The organism is Streptomyces sp. HUAS MS02, from assembly GCF_055702265.1.
Genome location: NZ_CM146747.1, coordinates 713059 through 728968, shown reverse-complemented (window position 1 = coordinate 728968; position 15910 = coordinate 713059). Strand labels below are relative to the sequence as shown.

12 protein-coding genes are annotated in these 15910 nt (G+C 73.0%); 7 read left to right on the top strand and 5 right to left on the bottom strand.

The features are described 5' to 3' along the window. Window positions 1-70: 70 nt before the first annotated feature. Together ACZ9QC_RS03205 and ACZ9QC_RS03200 are read left to right on the top strand one after the other, a co-directional pair. Window positions 71-376 (top strand): hypothetical protein, encoded by a 306-nt coding sequence (locus ACZ9QC_RS03205; protein ID WP_472918708.1) that lies wholly within the window; start codon window positions 71-73, stop codon window positions 374-376. A 35-nt stretch (window positions 377-411) separates the two neighbouring features. Then, window positions 412-1290 (top strand): NADP-dependent oxidoreductase, encoded by an 879-nt coding sequence (locus ACZ9QC_RS03200; protein WP_472918707.1) that lies wholly within the window; start codon window positions 412-414, stop codon window positions 1288-1290. A gap of 155 nt (window positions 1291-1445) precedes the next feature. Here the strand turns inward: ACZ9QC_RS03200 and ACZ9QC_RS03195 are convergent, their stop codons facing one another. The 3 genes from ACZ9QC_RS03195 to ACZ9QC_RS03185 form a co-directional block, all read right to left on the bottom strand. Further along, entirely contained in the window at window positions 1446-2348 is a 903-nt protein-coding gene (locus ACZ9QC_RS03195) for a geranyl diphosphate 2-C-methyltransferase (RefSeq protein ID WP_472918706.1), read from the bottom strand. Window positions 2349-2368: 20 nt separating this feature from the next. Then, on the bottom strand, window positions 2369-3772 hold the full coding sequence (locus ACZ9QC_RS03190) for a family 2 encapsulin nanocompartment cargo protein terpene cyclase (protein ID WP_472918705.1): 1404 nt from the start codon (window positions 3770-3772) through the stop codon (window positions 2369-2371). A 178-nt stretch (window positions 3773-3950) separates the two neighbouring features. Further along, window positions 3951-5366 carry a family 2B encapsulin nanocompartment shell protein gene (locus ACZ9QC_RS03185; RefSeq protein ID WP_472918704.1) on the bottom strand — a complete coding sequence of 472 codons (1416 nt, stop codon included), beginning with the start codon at window positions 5364-5366 and terminating at the stop codon, window positions 3951-3953. 395 nt (window positions 5367-5761) lie between these two features. Here ACZ9QC_RS03185 and ACZ9QC_RS03180 point away from each other — a divergent pair, with 395 nt between their 5' ends. The 4 genes from ACZ9QC_RS03180 to cobM all read left to right on the top strand — a co-directional run bounded on the left by ACZ9QC_RS03180 (window position 5762) and on the right by cobM (window position 12114). Continuing rightward, the gene (locus tag ACZ9QC_RS03180; protein WP_472918703.1) at window positions 5762-7540 is read left to right on the top strand and encodes a VanW family protein; all 1779 of its coding nucleotides are present in this window, start codon (window positions 5762-5764) and stop codon (window positions 7538-7540) included. A 328-nt stretch (window positions 7541-7868) separates the two neighbouring features. Then, complete coding sequence (locus tag ACZ9QC_RS03175) at window positions 7869-9950, top strand: SpoIIE family protein phosphatase (RefSeq protein WP_472918702.1); 2082 nt, start codon at window positions 7869-7871, stop codon at window positions 9948-9950. A gap of 122 nt (window positions 9951-10072) precedes the next feature. Next, window positions 10073-11368 carry a precorrin-6y C5,15-methyltransferase (decarboxylating) subunit CbiE gene (gene cbiE / locus ACZ9QC_RS03170; RefSeq protein ID WP_472918701.1) on the top strand — a complete coding sequence of 432 codons (1296 nt, stop codon included), beginning with the start codon at window positions 10073-10075 and terminating at the stop codon, window positions 11366-11368. Then, window positions 11365-12114, top strand: a complete 750-nt coding sequence (cobM, locus tag ACZ9QC_RS03165; RefSeq protein ID WP_472918700.1) for a precorrin-4 C(11)-methyltransferase — start codon at window positions 11365-11367, stop codon at window positions 12112-12114. The genes cbiE and cobM overlap by 4 nt, the downstream gene beginning before the upstream one ends. A gap of 192 nt (window positions 12115-12306) precedes the next feature. On the opposite strand, the gene ACZ9QC_RS03160 is transcribed toward cobM, so the two are convergent. Continuing rightward, on the bottom strand, window positions 12307-13464 hold the full coding sequence (locus tag ACZ9QC_RS03160) for a cobalt-precorrin-5B (C(1))-methyltransferase (protein WP_472918699.1): 1158 nt from the start codon (window positions 13462-13464) through the stop codon (window positions 12307-12309). 18 nt (window positions 13465-13482) lie between these two features. Here ACZ9QC_RS03160 and ACZ9QC_RS03155 point away from each other — a divergent pair, with 18 nt between their 5' ends. Beyond that, a complete protein-coding gene (locus tag ACZ9QC_RS03155) occupies window positions 13483-14265 on the top strand; it encodes a cobalt-precorrin-6A reductase (protein ID WP_472918698.1) in 783 nt (260 codons plus the stop codon). Window positions 14266-14408: 143 nt separating this feature from the next. Here ACZ9QC_RS03155 and ACZ9QC_RS03150 read toward each other — a convergent pair whose 3' ends face one another. Then, window positions 14409-15899 (bottom strand): precorrin-2 C(20)-methyltransferase, encoded by a 1491-nt coding sequence (locus tag ACZ9QC_RS03150; RefSeq protein WP_472921583.1) that lies wholly within the window; start codon window positions 15897-15899, stop codon window positions 14409-14411. Window positions 15900-15910 lie beyond the last annotated feature (11 nt).

Below are 15910 nucleotides of genomic sequence, written 5' to 3'. Positions count from 1 at the left end.
CCTCATGGATGTCTCGGGCGGGCGACGCCGCTTGACTCTCACACCGATGTGAGACTCTAGCTTTCCCGGCATGAGTAGGAACGCTGCCTCGCTCGCGGCCTTGTGCGCGAGCGTCATCGTCGTCGGTACGTCGGAATACCTGGTCGCGGGCATGTTGCCCGAGGTCGGCGCGGATCTTCAGGTGCCGCAGAGCACTGCGGGGCAGGCGGTGACCGCCTACGCGCTCGGCGGGGCCGTCGCCGCCGGCGCGCTGCGCTGGACCGGCCTGGCCGGGGCCGTACTCAGCCTGACCGGCCTGGCCCTGAGCTACCTGATCCTGTCCCGGACGAGGACCGCGCAGCCCACCGGCGATGCCCCGGTGGGCACCGCTGTCTGATCCCCGAACCCACCCCTGGAAGGTCCCCTCTGACCATGCGCGCTGTCCAGATCGACCGCCACGGCGGTCCCGACGTCCTGGCCCTCCGCGAGGTTGCCGCACCCGAACCGGCCGCCGGTGAAGTCCTTGTCCGCACCGCGGCCAGCAGCCTCAACCCGGTGGACTGCAAGACCCGCGCCTGGGAGGTCGGCCCGCCGCTGCCGACCACGCTCGGCTGGGACATCTCCGGCAGGGTCGTCGCGAGCAACGACCCTGCCCACGAGGTGGGCGCCCACGTGATCGCCATGTCCGCGCACATCGCCACCGGCCGCGGCACCTGGGCAGAGCTGGTCGCCCTGCCCGGCCATCTGCTCGCACCCGCACCGGACAGCGTGCCGTTGGCGGACGCGGCGGCCCTCCCGCTGGCCGGCACGACCGCCTTGCAGGCCCTGCGGGCCACGGAGTTGAGCGCCGGCGAGCGCATTCTGGTCGTCGGTGCCGCCGGGGCGGTCGGCGGCCTGGCGCTCCAACTCGCCCGCTCGGCCGGCGCTCACGTCGATGCCCTGGTCTCCCGGCCCGGCCATGAGCCGGCCGCGGTGGAGCTCGGCGCGGAGCGCGCCTGGCACCGTCCGCGGGACCTGCCCCGCGGACGGTATGCGGCCGTCCTCGACACCGCCGGTGCGGACGTGGCCGCGGCCCTCGCCCCCGGAGGGCGTTTCGTCTCCATCGCCGATCACCCCCTGCCCGACGTCCCGGGCGCCCGCAAGAGTTACGTCCAGGAGAACGCCACCGACCTCGCCAGGCTCGCCCGGCTCGTCGACACCGACGAGCTGCGGCTGCGGATCGCCGACCGCTTCCCGCTCGACGACATCCGCACCGCCCACGAGCGCTTCGAGGCCGGCGGCCTCCTCGGCAAGGTCCTCATCACCTTCTGAGGCACACCGCGTGCTTCACCGACGAACCCGGAACGAAGGACGCCGTCGCCGCATCGACACCGTCCGTCCCCGCATCGACGACGTTGCCGCATCGACGACGTTGCGCCTCGCGGGGCCGCCCGTAGGGAAAACGGGTTCGGCCCCGCGAGGGTGGGTCATACGCGGTCGGCGGCGATCAGGACGTATTGGAAGGAGCCGTCCCGGTAGGACTCGATGAACGCCTCCTCGATCCCCGTGACCAGCGAGGACGTGGCCCGCAGCTCCCAGTAGGGCAGCGTCTCCGGGGTGAGGTCGATGATCGTGTGCGGTACCAGCCGGTTGTCGGCCATGGCGCGCAGGTACTCACGGCGGGAGTGGATGTTGCACTCGAAGTGGGCGTTGATCTGCGAGACCCACTTCGACGGCTGGCCGTAACGGGGGTTCCAGCAGCCGGTGATGGTCACGTACCGCCCGCCGGGCCTCAGGATGCGGGAGTGCTCGGCGAACAGGTCGTGGAGGTCGACGTACATGGTCGACTCGTTGTTCCACGAGGCCGCGATGCTGCCCTTCTCGAAGGGCGTGTCCAGCATGTTGCACACACGGGAACGGACGTGGTCCTCGATACGCAGTTCCCGCGCGCGCCTGTTGCCGAATTCGGCCTGGGTGGCCGACAGCGTGACGCCCTCGACCTTGCTGCCGAAGCGACGGTGGGCCATGACCATGGACCCGCCGCGCCCGCAGCCGGCGTCCACGAGGGTGTCGTCGGGGCCGACGGTGCCGAGGTGGTCCATGAGGAACTCCGCCTGGGCCGACTCCAGCCGGTGCAGCTCCGCGATGAGCTTCTTCTCGTACTCGCTGTGCGCCGGGTCGCCGAGCGCGGCGTGGTCGACGGCGCCGATGCCGTAGTGGTGGTGGTAGAGGCCGTCCACGTCACCGAGACGGAGGTTGACGGGGCGTGCCTCGTTGTTCCAGTAGCGGGCGATGTCCTGCTGGTACGGGGTCGCCGGGGCCGGGATCTTCGCGGTGGCCGTGGCGGTGGCGGTGGTGGAGGAAGGGGTGGAGGTCGTTTCAGTGGTCATAGACATATCCGTTCTTCTCATTACCAGAAATCGGGCAGGCTGTAGCGGTAGGTATTGGTGCGGTGCCAGTCGTGGTTGCCGTCGACCCAGGCGGCCACGCCTTTGAGGAAACGCAGCACGGTCGGCACGGGGCAGGCCTGCGCGAGGTCCGCCGCGGCGGCCTCGAAGGCGTGCTGGAGTTCGTTGTGGACCTCGACGGCCTTCAGATAGGCGTCTCGCTCGGAGAGCCGCTCGCGTTCCGCCAGCACCACCGGCAGGTTCAGGTGGTGGCCCGGGCTGTCGAGTTCCTTGGTGTACGAGTAGAGGTCGTTGACGATGGTGGTCGCGTTGCCGGCCAGGGCGATGACCCGTTGCATGTCCGGCCGGGCGTGCAGGTCCGCGGGCAGTTCGTAGCCGCCGACGGCGTCGGTGATCGTCGGGCAGGGGCGGAAGTTGTTGAACTGGCGCATCGCCAGGTACTCCCACACCTCCGGAACGTGACCGGTCTGCGCCCAGGCGGCCTCGGCGAGGTAGCCCATGTGCAGCCGCGCCATGTCGTGCCGGTAGCGGTCGGCCTGGGAGGGCGTGGCAGCGCGGACGAAGTAGTCCATCGCGCTGTCGTACGCCCGGCGCGGGGCGTCCGAGGCGAGGGATTCATGCCACGCCGGCGCGTACTCCGCGGTGGTGTGGAAGTGGTCGAGCGCGGTGTGCGCGAGGAGGAGGCGCCCTCCGAGACCGACGGGCGACCCGCCGTGGTCCTCGCAGTAGCAGTCGTCCACCGCGTTCTCCGCGACCATCAGCCGCGTGGCGAGCATCAGGTGATCGACCGTCGGGGCGTCGGGATGGCAGCCGACCATGTAACGGCCGACGGAGAAGCCGTCGAACTGACCCTCCCACTCCTCGGGATAGAGCTTGACCTCGTCCTCGGCCCAGCGCTTGATCCGGCGGCTCACCTCCTCGACGCGTGCGGGATCGGGTTCCGGGACGGGGTGGTGGTAGAGGCCGGGGACCGCGCGCCCATCGGCGGACGGAGTGGGTGCCGGGGACTGCGGACGCGGTAGGGGCGGGCCGTACCGTCCGGCCACGGCGAGCGAGGCCGTGCCCGGCCCGGTCGGTCCCCGCAGGACCGCCCGGAGGGCGGAACCGGGGTCGGCCGCCGTCGTGGCAGGCACCGTCGTGTCAGGCACCTCCGGTACGGAGCCGGTGGGCGCCGGAGCAGGGGAGGGCGGGGACACGGGCGACGGTGCCGGGGAGGGCGGAGACACCGGCGTCGGCGGTGGCGGGGAGGGAAGCGTGACCGGCGGGTGCAGTGATGCCAGAAAGCCGGAGGGGATCGGCGCGACCGGAGGGTCCGTGACCACCGGGGCGGGGGCGTCCGGCACAGCTGTGGGCGGTGACGGCCGCTGCTCAGGGGGTGATGATCCGAGGGGCCCGGAGTCGGGCATCGGCGGCTCCTTGCTGCGGTGGGGTGGGTGCTCCGACGTGCGGGCGTATTGGCGTAAGGGCATGCGGGCGACGGGCGTACGGGCCCATGGGCGTACGGGCGTGTGGGTGTACAGCGGCATGACGCGGGCGGGGCGGGCGCAGAACCGTGGACGGGCGTGGACCGGCGTGGACCCGGACTCAGCGCGGCCTGGCCGCGATCTGCACGTTCTCCAGCACGCCGAGGGCGTCGGGCAGCAGCACCGCCGCGGAGAAGTAGGTGCTGACGAGGTAGGAGATGATCGCCTGCTCGTTGATGCCCATGAACCGCACGGAGAGGCCCTCTTCGTACTCGTCCGGGAGGCCGGTCTGCCGCAGGCCGATGACGCCCTGGTTCTTCTCACCCGTACGCATCGCGATGATGGAGCTGGTCTGCTCCTTGCTGATCGGGATCTTGCCGCAGGGCAGGATGGGCACTCCGCGCCAGGCGGGCACGGACTGCCCACCGAGGTCGACGTGGTCGGGGTGCAGACCGCAGGCGTTCAGGCCGCGTCCGATGGCGGCGATCGTCCTGGGGTGGGCGAGGAACAGCTTCGTGCCGCGCCGTCGGCAGAGCAGGTTGTCCATGTCGTCCGGGGTCGGCGGACCGGAGCGGGGCTGGATGCGCTGCTTGAAATCGGCGTTGTGGAGCAGCCCGAACTCACGGTTGTTGATCAGCTCGTGTTCCTGACGTTCCCTCAGGGCCTCGACCGTGAGCCGTAGTTGCTCCTCGCTCTGGTCCATCGGACCGTTGTAGAGGTCGCCGACCCGGGTGTGGACGCGCAAAATCGTCTGCGCGACGGAGAGTTCGTACTCGCGCGGCTCCAGTTCGTAGTCGACGAAGGTGCCCGGCAGGTCCGCCTCGCCGACATGGCCGGCCGACATCGCGATCTCGGCCTCACCGTGCTTGTTCTGCCGCCGCCGCGCGCGGGAGGCGAACGTGTCGACGTGGGCCCGGAGGTGGGGCGCGGAGTCCTGGACGGCGGCGAAGTCGGCGCGGGAGAGGGTGAGGAGGGTGCCCGAGGTCTCGGCGGTGAACGTGCTGTCGTGGCGGACGTCGGAGTCCGTCAGCGCCTTCTCCCCGAAGTGGTCGCCGTCCGCGAGCATCTCGACGGCGATCTCTTCGCCGTACTCGCCCTCGGAGGTCCGGCTGATCCGGCCGTGGGCGATCAGCTGGATCCGGTCCGCGGGGCTGCCGCGCTCGGCGAGGACTTCGCCCGCCGCGAAGTCGCGCTGTGCGCAGCGGTCGGCGAGTGCGGTGAGGACGTCCGTGTCGTCGAATCCGCGCAGAAGGGCCAGCTCACCGAGTTCCCGGGGGATCACCCGAACCGTGGCGCCGTCCTGGACGAACTCGACGCGCCCGTCGCCGAGGGTGTGGCGCAGCCGTCGGTTGACCCGGTAGGTGCCGCCTCCGGCCTCCACCCAGGGCAGCATCCGCAGCAACCAGCGGGAGGTGATCTCCTGCATCTGCGGAGCGGACTTGGTGGTGGTGGCGAGATTGCGGGCCGCGGCGGTGCTCAGGGACTGCCGCGGCGCGTCGGGCGGGGTCCGAGCTTCCGGGACGCTGTCGACGGACATCGGGGGCTTTCTCCTTGCGCGACGGGTCGTCCGGCGCACACGGGTGCGCCGACCGGGAGTCAGGGAGGGGTGGGCAACGAACGGGACGGATCACGGCGAATCCGTTCATCTGCGAAAAACCTAGCTCCCGGATCGGCCGTAGCCACCAGGCAGACGAGATGCTTACCTCGAAGCAGTGACAATCAGTGCAATGGTGTTTATCGCTCCGTGATGTGTCTTCGCGGCGGAGTGCGGGCGACCTGGGCCGCGCCCAGGGAAAGTGCGAGTGATCTGCGACATATGATCCGATCGCACGTTATGGGTAGCTTGAGGTGCTTGCCCCGTCCGTGGCGGTGTGCCGCCGAGGCCACCGCCCGCCGCCCTCAGATCCCCGGTCCGGGAGACCCATGCGCCCCATGCGCCCTCGAATAGCCTCCGTACCGCCCCTCGCCCTGGCGGGCGGTGCGCTGACCGTCGGTGTCGGCGGCCTGTATCTGGCCGGCCTGCTCGTCATGGGGGGTGAGATCGAGGCGGGTACGACCGTGAGCGGGGTGAACATCGGAGGCCTCACCCGCACGGAAGCCATCCGCAAGCTGGACGACCGTCTCACGGCGGCCGGCTCCCGGCAGCTGCCCGTGAAGGTCGGCGACCGCGACGCGACCCTCGACCCACGGCAGGCCGGACTCGCCTTCGACGTCGAGCGGACCGTCGACCGGGCGGCGCGCACCGCCGACGATCCGGTCGGCCTGATCGGCGGCCTCTTCCGCTCGGGCGACGACATCGAACCGGTCGTACGCCTGGACGAGGGCAAGGCCCACGCCGCTCTCGGGAAGCTGGCGAAGACCCTCGACCAGCGGGCCCGCGACGGGGCCGTGACCTTCGAGGACGGCCGAATCGAGCAGGTCGCTCCGCACCGCGGCTACGCACTGGACGTGGACGACGCGGTCGGCACCCTGCGGGCCTCGTTCGTACGCGGCGCGGCGGCCCCGGTCGGCGCGGCGGACCCGCCCACGGCACTGCCCGCACGTGTGACCGAGCCGAAGGTGGAGGCGGCGGAGGTGCGGCGGGCGGTGCGCGAGTTCGCACGGCCCGCCATGTCGGCGCCCGTCACCCTCACCGCGGGCGACAGCAGGTTCACGGTCGCCCCCGCCGTCCTGGGCGACCACCTGACGATGCGGCCGGACGACTCCGGCAGGCTGGTCCCGAAGCTCGACGGCAAGGGCCTGCGCTCCGCCCCGTCGGTGGCGGGCCCCCTGGCCGGCGTCACCGCCACGGCCGAGAACGCCGTACTGGGGCTGGACGGTGACCGGGTCGTGGCGGCGAAGGACGCCCGGCCCGGCGCAGAGGTCACCGACCAGGCGCTGAGCGGCGCCGTGCTGCCGCTGCTCACCGAGACGGGCGCGGCCCGTACCGGGGAAGTGGCCGTACGGCGGATCCAGCCGGAGGTGACCCGGGAGAACGCGGCGCGGCTGGGCCTGACGGAGAAGATGTCGTCCTTCACTGTGAACTTCGAGAAGGCCCCGTACCGCACGAAGAACATCGGCCGGGCCGCCGAACTCATCAACGGCTCCCTCGTCAGGCCCGACGAGACCTGGAGCTTCAACCGCACCGTGGGGCAGCGCACCGAGGCCAACGGCTTCGTCGAGGGCGTCATGATCCTCGACGACCAGTTCAGGAAGGCGGCCGGCGGCGGTGTCTCCGCCGTGGCCACGACCATGTTCAACGCGATGTTCTTCGCGGGGGTCAAGCCGGTGGAGTACGGCGCCCACTCCTTCTACATCGAGCGCTACCCGGAGGGTCGCGAGGCGACGGTCGCCTGGGGCAGCCTCGACCTCAGGTTCACCAACGACTCCGGCAAGGCCCTCTACATCCAGGCCGAGTCCACCGACACCTCGGTGACCGTCACGTTCCTCGGCACCCGGAAGTACGACGAGATCAAGTCGGTGAAGGGCCCCCGGACCGACGTGAAGCCGCCGGCGAAGAAGGTCAGCACCGACGAGAAGTGTGTCCCGCAGACGCCGCTCGAAGGATTCGACGTCACCGTCGAGCGGGTCTTCTACGACGCCGGCAAGGAGGTGAAGCGGGAACCCTTCCGCACCCACTACACCCCGCGCGACGAGATCACCTGCGAAGTCCCGGAGAAGAAGGAAGCCCCGGAGAAGAAACCGGAGGACGACCGGCCCGACAACGGATAGGCGAGGGCCGGCCTGACGACGGAGGGGCGTCCGCGGCGGCCTGAGAGCGGGGCGGCGGCGGGCGGCCTGAGAACGGGGGCCGAGGGCCGCCTCGTGACGGAACAGGCGCCGCCCGGCGCCCCGCCCGGCGGAGGGTCCGTGGCCATGGACAAGGCCGGCTCGCGGCCGTGGTCGCGGCGGACGGTGGTTCACGGGCGATGTCTGCCGTGGGGGCGGTTCCGGCGTGTCCGTGCGGGCGTGCGGTCTCCCGTTCCGGGAGGTATGACTGACAGGGAGCCCGGCGGACGGGGTGAGCGCACCCTGTGCTGCCGCCGGAAGGAGCCCCGGTATGCCTGAGGAAGAGACCCGGAGCGGGAGCGGTGGGCAGGATCTCGTCACCGCCGCGCCGGGTGGGCTGCTGGATGTGCTGCGGGTGGCGGCCCTCGTCCTGGGCAGTGACGGCCGGATCGTGCTGTGGAGCCCGGAGGCCGAGTCCCTGCTCGGCTTCAGCGCCGCGGAAGCGCTGGGAGAGGACGCGGGCGCCCTGCTGGTGGACCCCGAGCACCGGTCCCTGGCGCACGACCTGTTCGACCGCGTGCGCACCGGCGCGCGCTGGGCCGGCGTCTTCCCGGTGCGGCACAAGGACGGCTCCACCCGGCGGGTGGAGTTCCGCACCATGCAGCTGCGCGATACCCGGGGCGACATCCACGCCCTCGGTCTGGGCACCGATGCCGACACCGTGCGCGAGGTGGAGCGGGACCTGGCCCTCTCCCACATCCTGGTCAGCCAGTCGCCCGTCGGCATCGCGGTCTTCGACACCGATCTGCGGTGGGTGCGGGTCAACCCGTCACTGGAACGCATCAACGGCGTCCCCGAGAAGGCCGTGCTGGGCCGCCGCGTCGGCGAGGTGCTGCCCGCCCTCGACGTGGAGGCCATCGAGTCACGGATGCGGCGGGTCCTGCGCACCGGCGAACCACTGCTGGACCAGCAGACGGTGGGCCGGACAGCCGCGGACGGCGAGGAACACGCGTACTCGGAGTCGTACCACCGCATCCAGGACGCCAACGGGCGGGTCCTGGGCCTGGCGATGGCGATCATCGACATCTCCGAGCGGCAGCGGGCGACGGCCGAGGTGGCGAAGGCCCGCGAACGCCTGGCGGTGATCGCCGACGCCGGCGTCCGCATCGGCACCACCCTCGACCTGCGTCGGACGGCACAGGAACTCACCGAGGTGGCCGTTCCCCAGCTCGCCGACCTCGCGACCGTCGACGTACTGGACTCCGTGGTCAACCCCGGCGGCACGGCCGCACCGCGCACGGACGGCTCCCTCGACTTCTGGGCGCTCGCCCTCAAGGCGAACCGTCCCACCGACGCGACCGAGGCCCCGGACCCGGTCGGGGAGCCCGCGCATTACGGACCCTCCCGGCTGGTCACCCAGTGCGTACGCGAGGCGCGGCCGATCCTGCTGGAGCGCGTGGACGACGCGGCGATCCGGCGCATCGCCCGGGACGAGGACGCGGCGCAGGCGTTGCGGCGGGCCGGTGTCCACTCCTGTCTGCTGGCCCCGCTGATGGCGCGTGGCGAGGTCCTGGGCACGCTCAGCCTGTACCGCACAGCCGAGCCCCGGCCCTTCGACGACCAGGACCTCACCCTTGCCACCGAGCTGGCCACGCGCGCCGCCATCTGCATCGACAACGCGCGCCTGTACGGACGCGAACGCGACATCGCGCTCACCCTCCAGCGCAGCCTGCTGTCCCAGCAGCCACCGCAGCACGGCGGCATCGAGGTCGCCTCCCGCTATGTGCCCGCCGTCAGCGAGGTGGGCGGGGACTGGTTCGACGTGCTGCCGCTCAAGGACGGCAAGGTCGGCCTCGTCGTCGGCGACGTGATGGGCAAGGGCGTGCACGCGGCGGCGATCATGGGCCAGCTCCGTACGGCCACCCGAGCCCTCGCCCGGCTCGACCTGCCGCCGGCCGAGCTGCTGCACCACCTCGACGACCTCGCCACCTCCCTCGGTGACCCCGACACCCTGGCCACCTGCCTCTACGTCGTCTGCGACCCCCGGCACGGGCGGTGTGAACTCTCCCGCGCCGGCCACCTGCCGCCGGTTCTGGTCGCCCCGGAGGGGAGAGCCGAGCTCCTCGACGTCGCCGGCGGGGTGCCGCTCGGAGTGGGGGGCGTGCCGTTCACCGTCGAGGAGCGGGAGCTCGCCGAGGGGGCACTGCTCGTCCTGTTCACGGACGGTCTGGTGGAGAGCCGCGTGACGCCCGTCGGGGCAGGGCTGCAGCGTCTGCTCGGGCTGCTGGACGACGCCGGACTCCCTCTGGAGGAGACCTGCGACATGCTCCTCGGCGCCCTGGACCGCGAGCGCAACGACGACGTGGCACTGCTCCTCGCCCGCCGCGGGGGCCCGTGCCCGCCGGTCACTTGAGGAACCGGGCGCGACGGGGTGTGTCCGACGAACCCCCGGACAGAGGCGCGCAGGTCACCGCCCAGTAGAGTGCGCCTCTGTCGTCCCCGAGAGCCGCCCACGAACCGCCGAGGTACCCCGCAGTGACCCCCGCACGACCAGGACCGCCGTACGCCGTCACCGTCGTCGGGCTCGGCGCCGACGGCTGGCGAGGCCTCCCGGACGCCTCCCGGGCCGCCCTGCGCGACGCCGAGGTCCTGCTCGGGGGCCCACGCCAGCTCGACCTGCTGCCCCCGGAATGCGCGGGCGAGCGGATCGCCTGGCCCTCGCCCCTGCGCCCCGCCGTCCCCGCCCTGCTCGCCGCACACACCGGCCGCCGCATCGCCGTCCTGGCCAGCGGGGACCCCATGTTCTACGGGATCGGCCGCGCCCTCGCCGAGGAGGCCGGTGACCGGCTGCGCGTCCTTCCCCACCCCTCCTCCGTCTCGTACGCGGCGGCCCGCCTCGGCTGGCCCCTGGAGGACGTCGAGGTCGTCACGCTCGTCGGACGGCCCACGGCCCGGCTCGCCGCCGCCCTGCACGACGGACGCCGGCTGCTGGTGCTGAGCGCGGACGCCACGACGCCCGCCGACGTCGCCGCCCTGCTGCGGGACCGCGGCTTCGGCCCGAGCCGGATGCGCGTCCTGGAACAGCTCGGCGGAGAGAAGGAACGGACGGGCGAGGTGAGCACCGCCGACGACTGGGCGGTACGCGCGCACCCGCCCGGCGACCCCCTCAACCTCGTCGCCGTCGAATGCCGTCGGAGCCCCGACGGCCTCCGGCTCGGCGCCGTCCCCGGCCTGCCGGACGAGGCGTACGAGCACGACGGACAGCTCACCAAACGGTATGTACGCGCCGCCACCCTGGCCGCGCTCGCCCCGGCCCCCGGCGAACTGCTCTGGGACGTCGGCGGCGGATCCGGCTCGATCGCGATCGAGTGGATGCGCACCCACCCCTCCTGCCGGGCCGTCACCGTCGAACGCGACCCCGTACGAGCCGCACGCATCACCCGCAACGCCGACCGGCTCGGCGTGCCCGCACTGCGGGTCGTCACCGGTGCCGCGCCCGCCGCGCTGGCCGAACTGCCGCCGCCGGACGCCGTGTTCATCGGCGGCGGACTCACCGCGCCGGGCCTCCTCGACGCCTGCTGGGCCGCGCTGCCCGCCGGGGGACGGCTGGTCGCCAACACCGTGACCCTGGAGTCCGAGGCGCTGCTCGCCGACGCCCACCGCCGCCACGGCGGGGAGCTGGTACGGCTCGCGGTGGCGCAGGCCGTGCCCGTCGGCGGCTTCACCGGGTGGCGGCAGGCCATGCCGGTGACCCAGTGGGCGGCACGCAAACCCTTCGCCCCCCTCGATCCCCGCGACACCGTCCACACCGCTTCGGAGGCAGACAGATGACCGTGTACTTCATCGGCGCCGGCCCTGGTGCCGCCGACCTGATCACGGTCCGCGGCGCGCGCCGGCTGGCCGCCTGCCAGATCTGTCTGTACGCCGGCAGCCTCGTCCCCCGTGAACTGCTGGCCGAATGCCCGCCGGACGCGCGGCTCGTGGACACGGCCCAGCTCGACCTCGACCAGATCACCGCCGAACTGGTCCGTGCGCACGAGGAGGGCCACGACGTGGCCCGGCTGCACTCCGGGGACCCCTCCGTGTTCAGCGCGGTCGCCGAGCAGATGCGGCGGCTGGACGCGGCCGGTGTGCCCTACGAGGTGGTGCCGGGCGTGCCCGCGTTCGCCGCGGCGGCGGCCTCCCTGAAGCGGGAACTGACCGTGCCGACGGTCGGTCAGACCGTCATCCTCACGCGGATCGCGCAGCGTGCCACGGCCATGCCGGACGGCGAGGACCTCGCCACGCTCGGGCGCAGCGGGGCGCTGATCGTGCTGCACCTGGCCGCGCGGTACGTGGACCGTGTCGTCGAGGAGCTGCTGCCGCACTACGGCGCGGACTGTCCCGCGGCGGTCGTCGCATACGCCTCGCGGCCCGAAGAGGTGATCATCCGGGGCACGTTGGACGAGATCGCCGGGCGGGTGAAGGAGGCGGGTGTGCTGCGCACGGCTGTGATCATGGTCGGGCGAACGTTGGGTGCGCGGCAGTTCCGGGACAGCCATCTGTACTCGCCGGGGCGGGATCGGCACGAGTGCTGAGGGGCGGGGCGGGGAGGGGCGCGTTGTCGGCTGCGGCTCCGGTGGGGCTTCTCACGCAGTTCCCCGCGCCCCTAAGAGATCAGGCCCTGCGGGCCTGAAAAGGCTGGGGCGCAGCCCCGGCTTTTCAGGGGCGCGGGGAACTGCGCGAGGAGCCCCACCGGGCCCGCGGCCGACAACGCACCCCACCCACCCCTACCCAGCTCGCACCCCGCTGCGCCCCACCACCGTCCCCCCGCGGTCGATGCAGATGACGTCGACCGCGACCGGCGCGCCCCGCAGGACGGACAGCGCCTCGTCACGCGCGGCCGTCGCGACCAGGTCGCCCAGCGGTACCCCGGCCGCCGCGCACAACTGCAGCGCGGCCAGCCCGGTGTTGGCCCCGGCCACCTCCGCGGCCAGCGCCTCGTCCGCGCCGCCGCGCCGCGCGAGGTCCGCGAGGAACCCCTTGTCGACCTGGGAGCGGGCGGAGTGCAGATCGAGATGCCCGGCGGCGAGCTTGGAGAGCTTCGCGAACCCGCCGCAGATGGTCAGCCGGTCCACCGGGTGCCGGCGCACGTACTTCAGGACCGCCCCCGCGAAGTCGCCCATGTCCAGCAGCGCGTCCTCCGGCAGCGCGTACTCGGCGAGGACCGTCCGCTCCGACGTGGACCCCGTGCACCCGGCGACATGCGTGCGCCCGGCGGCCCGCGCCACGTCCACGCCCCGCCGGATGGAGTCGATCCACGCCGAGCAGGAGTACGGGACGACGATCCCGGTGGTGCCGAGGATGGACAGGCCGCCGAGGATGCCGAGACGGGGGTTCCAGGTGGACCGGGCGATCTCCGCGCCGTTGTCCACGGAGACGGTGATCTCGACGTCGCCGGTGCCCCCGTGCCGGGCCGCGACCTCGGCGACGTGGTCCCGCATCATCTGCCGGGGCACCGGGTTCACGGCCGGTTCCCCGACGGGCAGGGGCAGGCCCGGACGAGTGATCGTGCCGACCCCCGGGCCCGCCCGGAAGACCACCCCGGACCCGGCGGGCAGCGGACGCACGGTGGCCCGGACCAGCGCGCCGTGTGTGACGTCCGGGTCGTCGCCCGCGTCCTTCACGATCCCCGCCATCGCGCTGTCGCCGGTCAGCTCCTCGGCCGCGAGCGCGAACGCCGGGGTCTGGCCCTTCGGCAGGGTGATGGTCACCGGGTCCGGGAAGTCGCCGGTCAGCAGCGCGGTGTACGCGGCCGTCGTGGCCGCCGTCGCACAGGCACCGGTCGTCCAGCCGTGCCGCAGACCGGTGTGCTTGAGTTGGGCCGCGCGACCGCCCAGCGCCCCGTCGCCGGTCCCGCCGGCATCCCGTACTTCGTCACCGCTCATGAACGGACCCGGACTCCCATGCACGTACTGATACTCGGCGGGACCACGGAGGCCCGCCGCCTGGCCGAACTGCTGCACGCCACCCCTGGCCTCCGGCTGACCAGTTCCCTCGCGGGACGCGTCGCCAGCCCCCGGCTGCCCCCGGGCGAGGTCCGCGTCGGCGGCTTCGGCGGGGCCGAGGGGCTGGCCGCCTGGCTGCGCGAGCACGGGGTGGACGCGTTCATCGACGCCACCCATCCTTTCGCCGGGACCATGAGTTTCCACGCGGCACGGGCGGCCGCCATGACCCATGTTCCCCTGCTCGCGCTGCGCCGGCCCGGCTGGGTGCCGACCGCGGGCGACGACTGGCACGACGTCGGCTCGCTGGCGGAGGCCGCGCGGCTGCTGCCCACGCTCGGCCGGCGCGTCTTCCTCACCACCGGGCGCATGGGCCTGGCCGCGTTCGCCGCCCTGGACGACCTGTGGTTCCTCGTACGCTCCGTCGACGCGCCCGAGGCCCCGCACCCGGCCCGGATGGAGGTGCTGCTCGACCGGGGCCCGTTCACCCTCGCGGGGGAGCGGGACCTGCTCGGCCGCCACCACGTCGATGTCGTGGTCACGAAGGACAGCGGGGGAGCGGCGACCGCGCCGAAGCTCACGGCCGCGAGGGAGGCGGGGCTGCCCGTGGTCGTGGTGCGCCGACCGCCCGTGCCGGAGGACGTGCCCGTGGTGCCGGACCCGGGGACGGCGGCGCGTTGGGTCCACGGGCTTCGTGACGCCCGCCGAGCAGGGCCGGCCGAAGAGCGCCCCGACGGCCGCTGACCCCGCCGGGTCGGCACACGCGTCACCGTGCGGCGGCTCCACGACCGGCGGGCCTGGGGCCTTTCGGCCCCGGGACCCGCGGACACGCGTGTGTCTGCGCGCCGGCCCACCCCGCCGCCGCGTGCGGCAGCGCCCCGCCCCGCTCATCCCTCCGGATAGCGGCGGGGCGTCCAGACGATCTCCTCGCCGTCCCCGCGCCGGACCGCCCGGGTCTGCGAGGAGCCGACCAGCAGGATCGTGCGCATGTCGACCTCGGCCGGGTCCAGCTCCGCCAGCCGTACGATCCGCACCCGCTCGCCGGGGCCGCCCACGTCGCGGGCGACGACGACCGGCGTGTCCGGCGCCCGGTGCTCCAGCAGCAGCTCGCGCGCCTTGCCCACCTGCCAGGTACGGCTGTGCGAACCGGGGTTGTAGAGGGCGAGCACCAGGTCCGCCGAGGCCGCCGCGCGCAACCGCTCGGCGATGACCTCCCACGGCTTGAGCCGGTCGGACAGGGAGATCGTGGCGTAGTCGTGGCCGAGCGGGGCGCCCGCGCGGGCGGCGGCCGCGTTCGCGGCGGTCACCCCCGGCAGCACCCGCACCGGCACGTCCGCGTACTCCTCCTGCGAGGCGACCTCCAGCACGGCGGTCGCCATGGCGAAGACCCCCGGGTCACCGCCGGAGACGACCGCGACCCGCCGCCCGCGCCGGGCCAGGTCGAGGGCGAACTCGGCGCGCTCCGACTCGACCCGGTTGTCCGAGCCGTGCCGCACCTGACCCGCCCGGCGCGGCACCCGGTCCAGATAGGTGGTGTAACCGACGAGGTCGTCGGCGGCGGCGAGCGCGCCCCGCGTCTCGGGCGTCAGCCACAGCGGACCGGCAGGGCCGGTCCCGACCACCACGACCTCGCCCCGCTCCCGGGCCTCGGGCCGCTCGACGTCGACCTGGCTTGGCAGCACGGCCACCGAGAAGTACGGCACCGACTCCGGGTCCACGTCCGCCAGTTCGGCGAGCCGCTCCCCGGCCATGGTCGCCCGCTCGACATAACGGGCCTCGCCGAGCCGCCCCGAAGTCTCCAGCGCGCTGCGCACCTTGGTGAAGGTCCGGCCCAGCTTCATCACCACGGCCACGTCCGTCGCGGCGAGCCGCGCGGTCAGCTCCTCCTCCGGCAGGGTGCCCGGCAGGATCGTCAGCACCTCCTCGCCCTCGGCGAGCGGAGTGCCGAGCCGGGCCGCGGCGGCCGACACGGACGTCACACCGGGGATCACCTCGGTGTCGTAGCGGTCCACCAGCCGCTTGTGCATGTGCATGTAGGAGCCGTAGAACATCGGATCGCCCTCGGCGAGGACCGCGACCGTGCGCCCGGCGTCGAGATGCGCGGCCAGCAGGGCCGAGGCCTCCGCGTAGAAGTCCTCCATCGCGCCCTTGTAGCCGCCCGGGTGATCGGTGGTCTCCGTCGTCAGCGGATACATCAGCCGTTCCTCGATGTGGTCGGCGCGGATGTGCCGCGCCGCGATCGAGCGGGCGATGGAACGGCCGTGCCGGGCGCAGTGATACGCGATCACGTCCGCCTCGGAGATGACCTCGACGGCCCGGACGGTCATCAGGGACGGGTCACCGGGGCCGAGCCCCACCCCGTACAGCTTGCCGCGCACTGTCTCGCCGC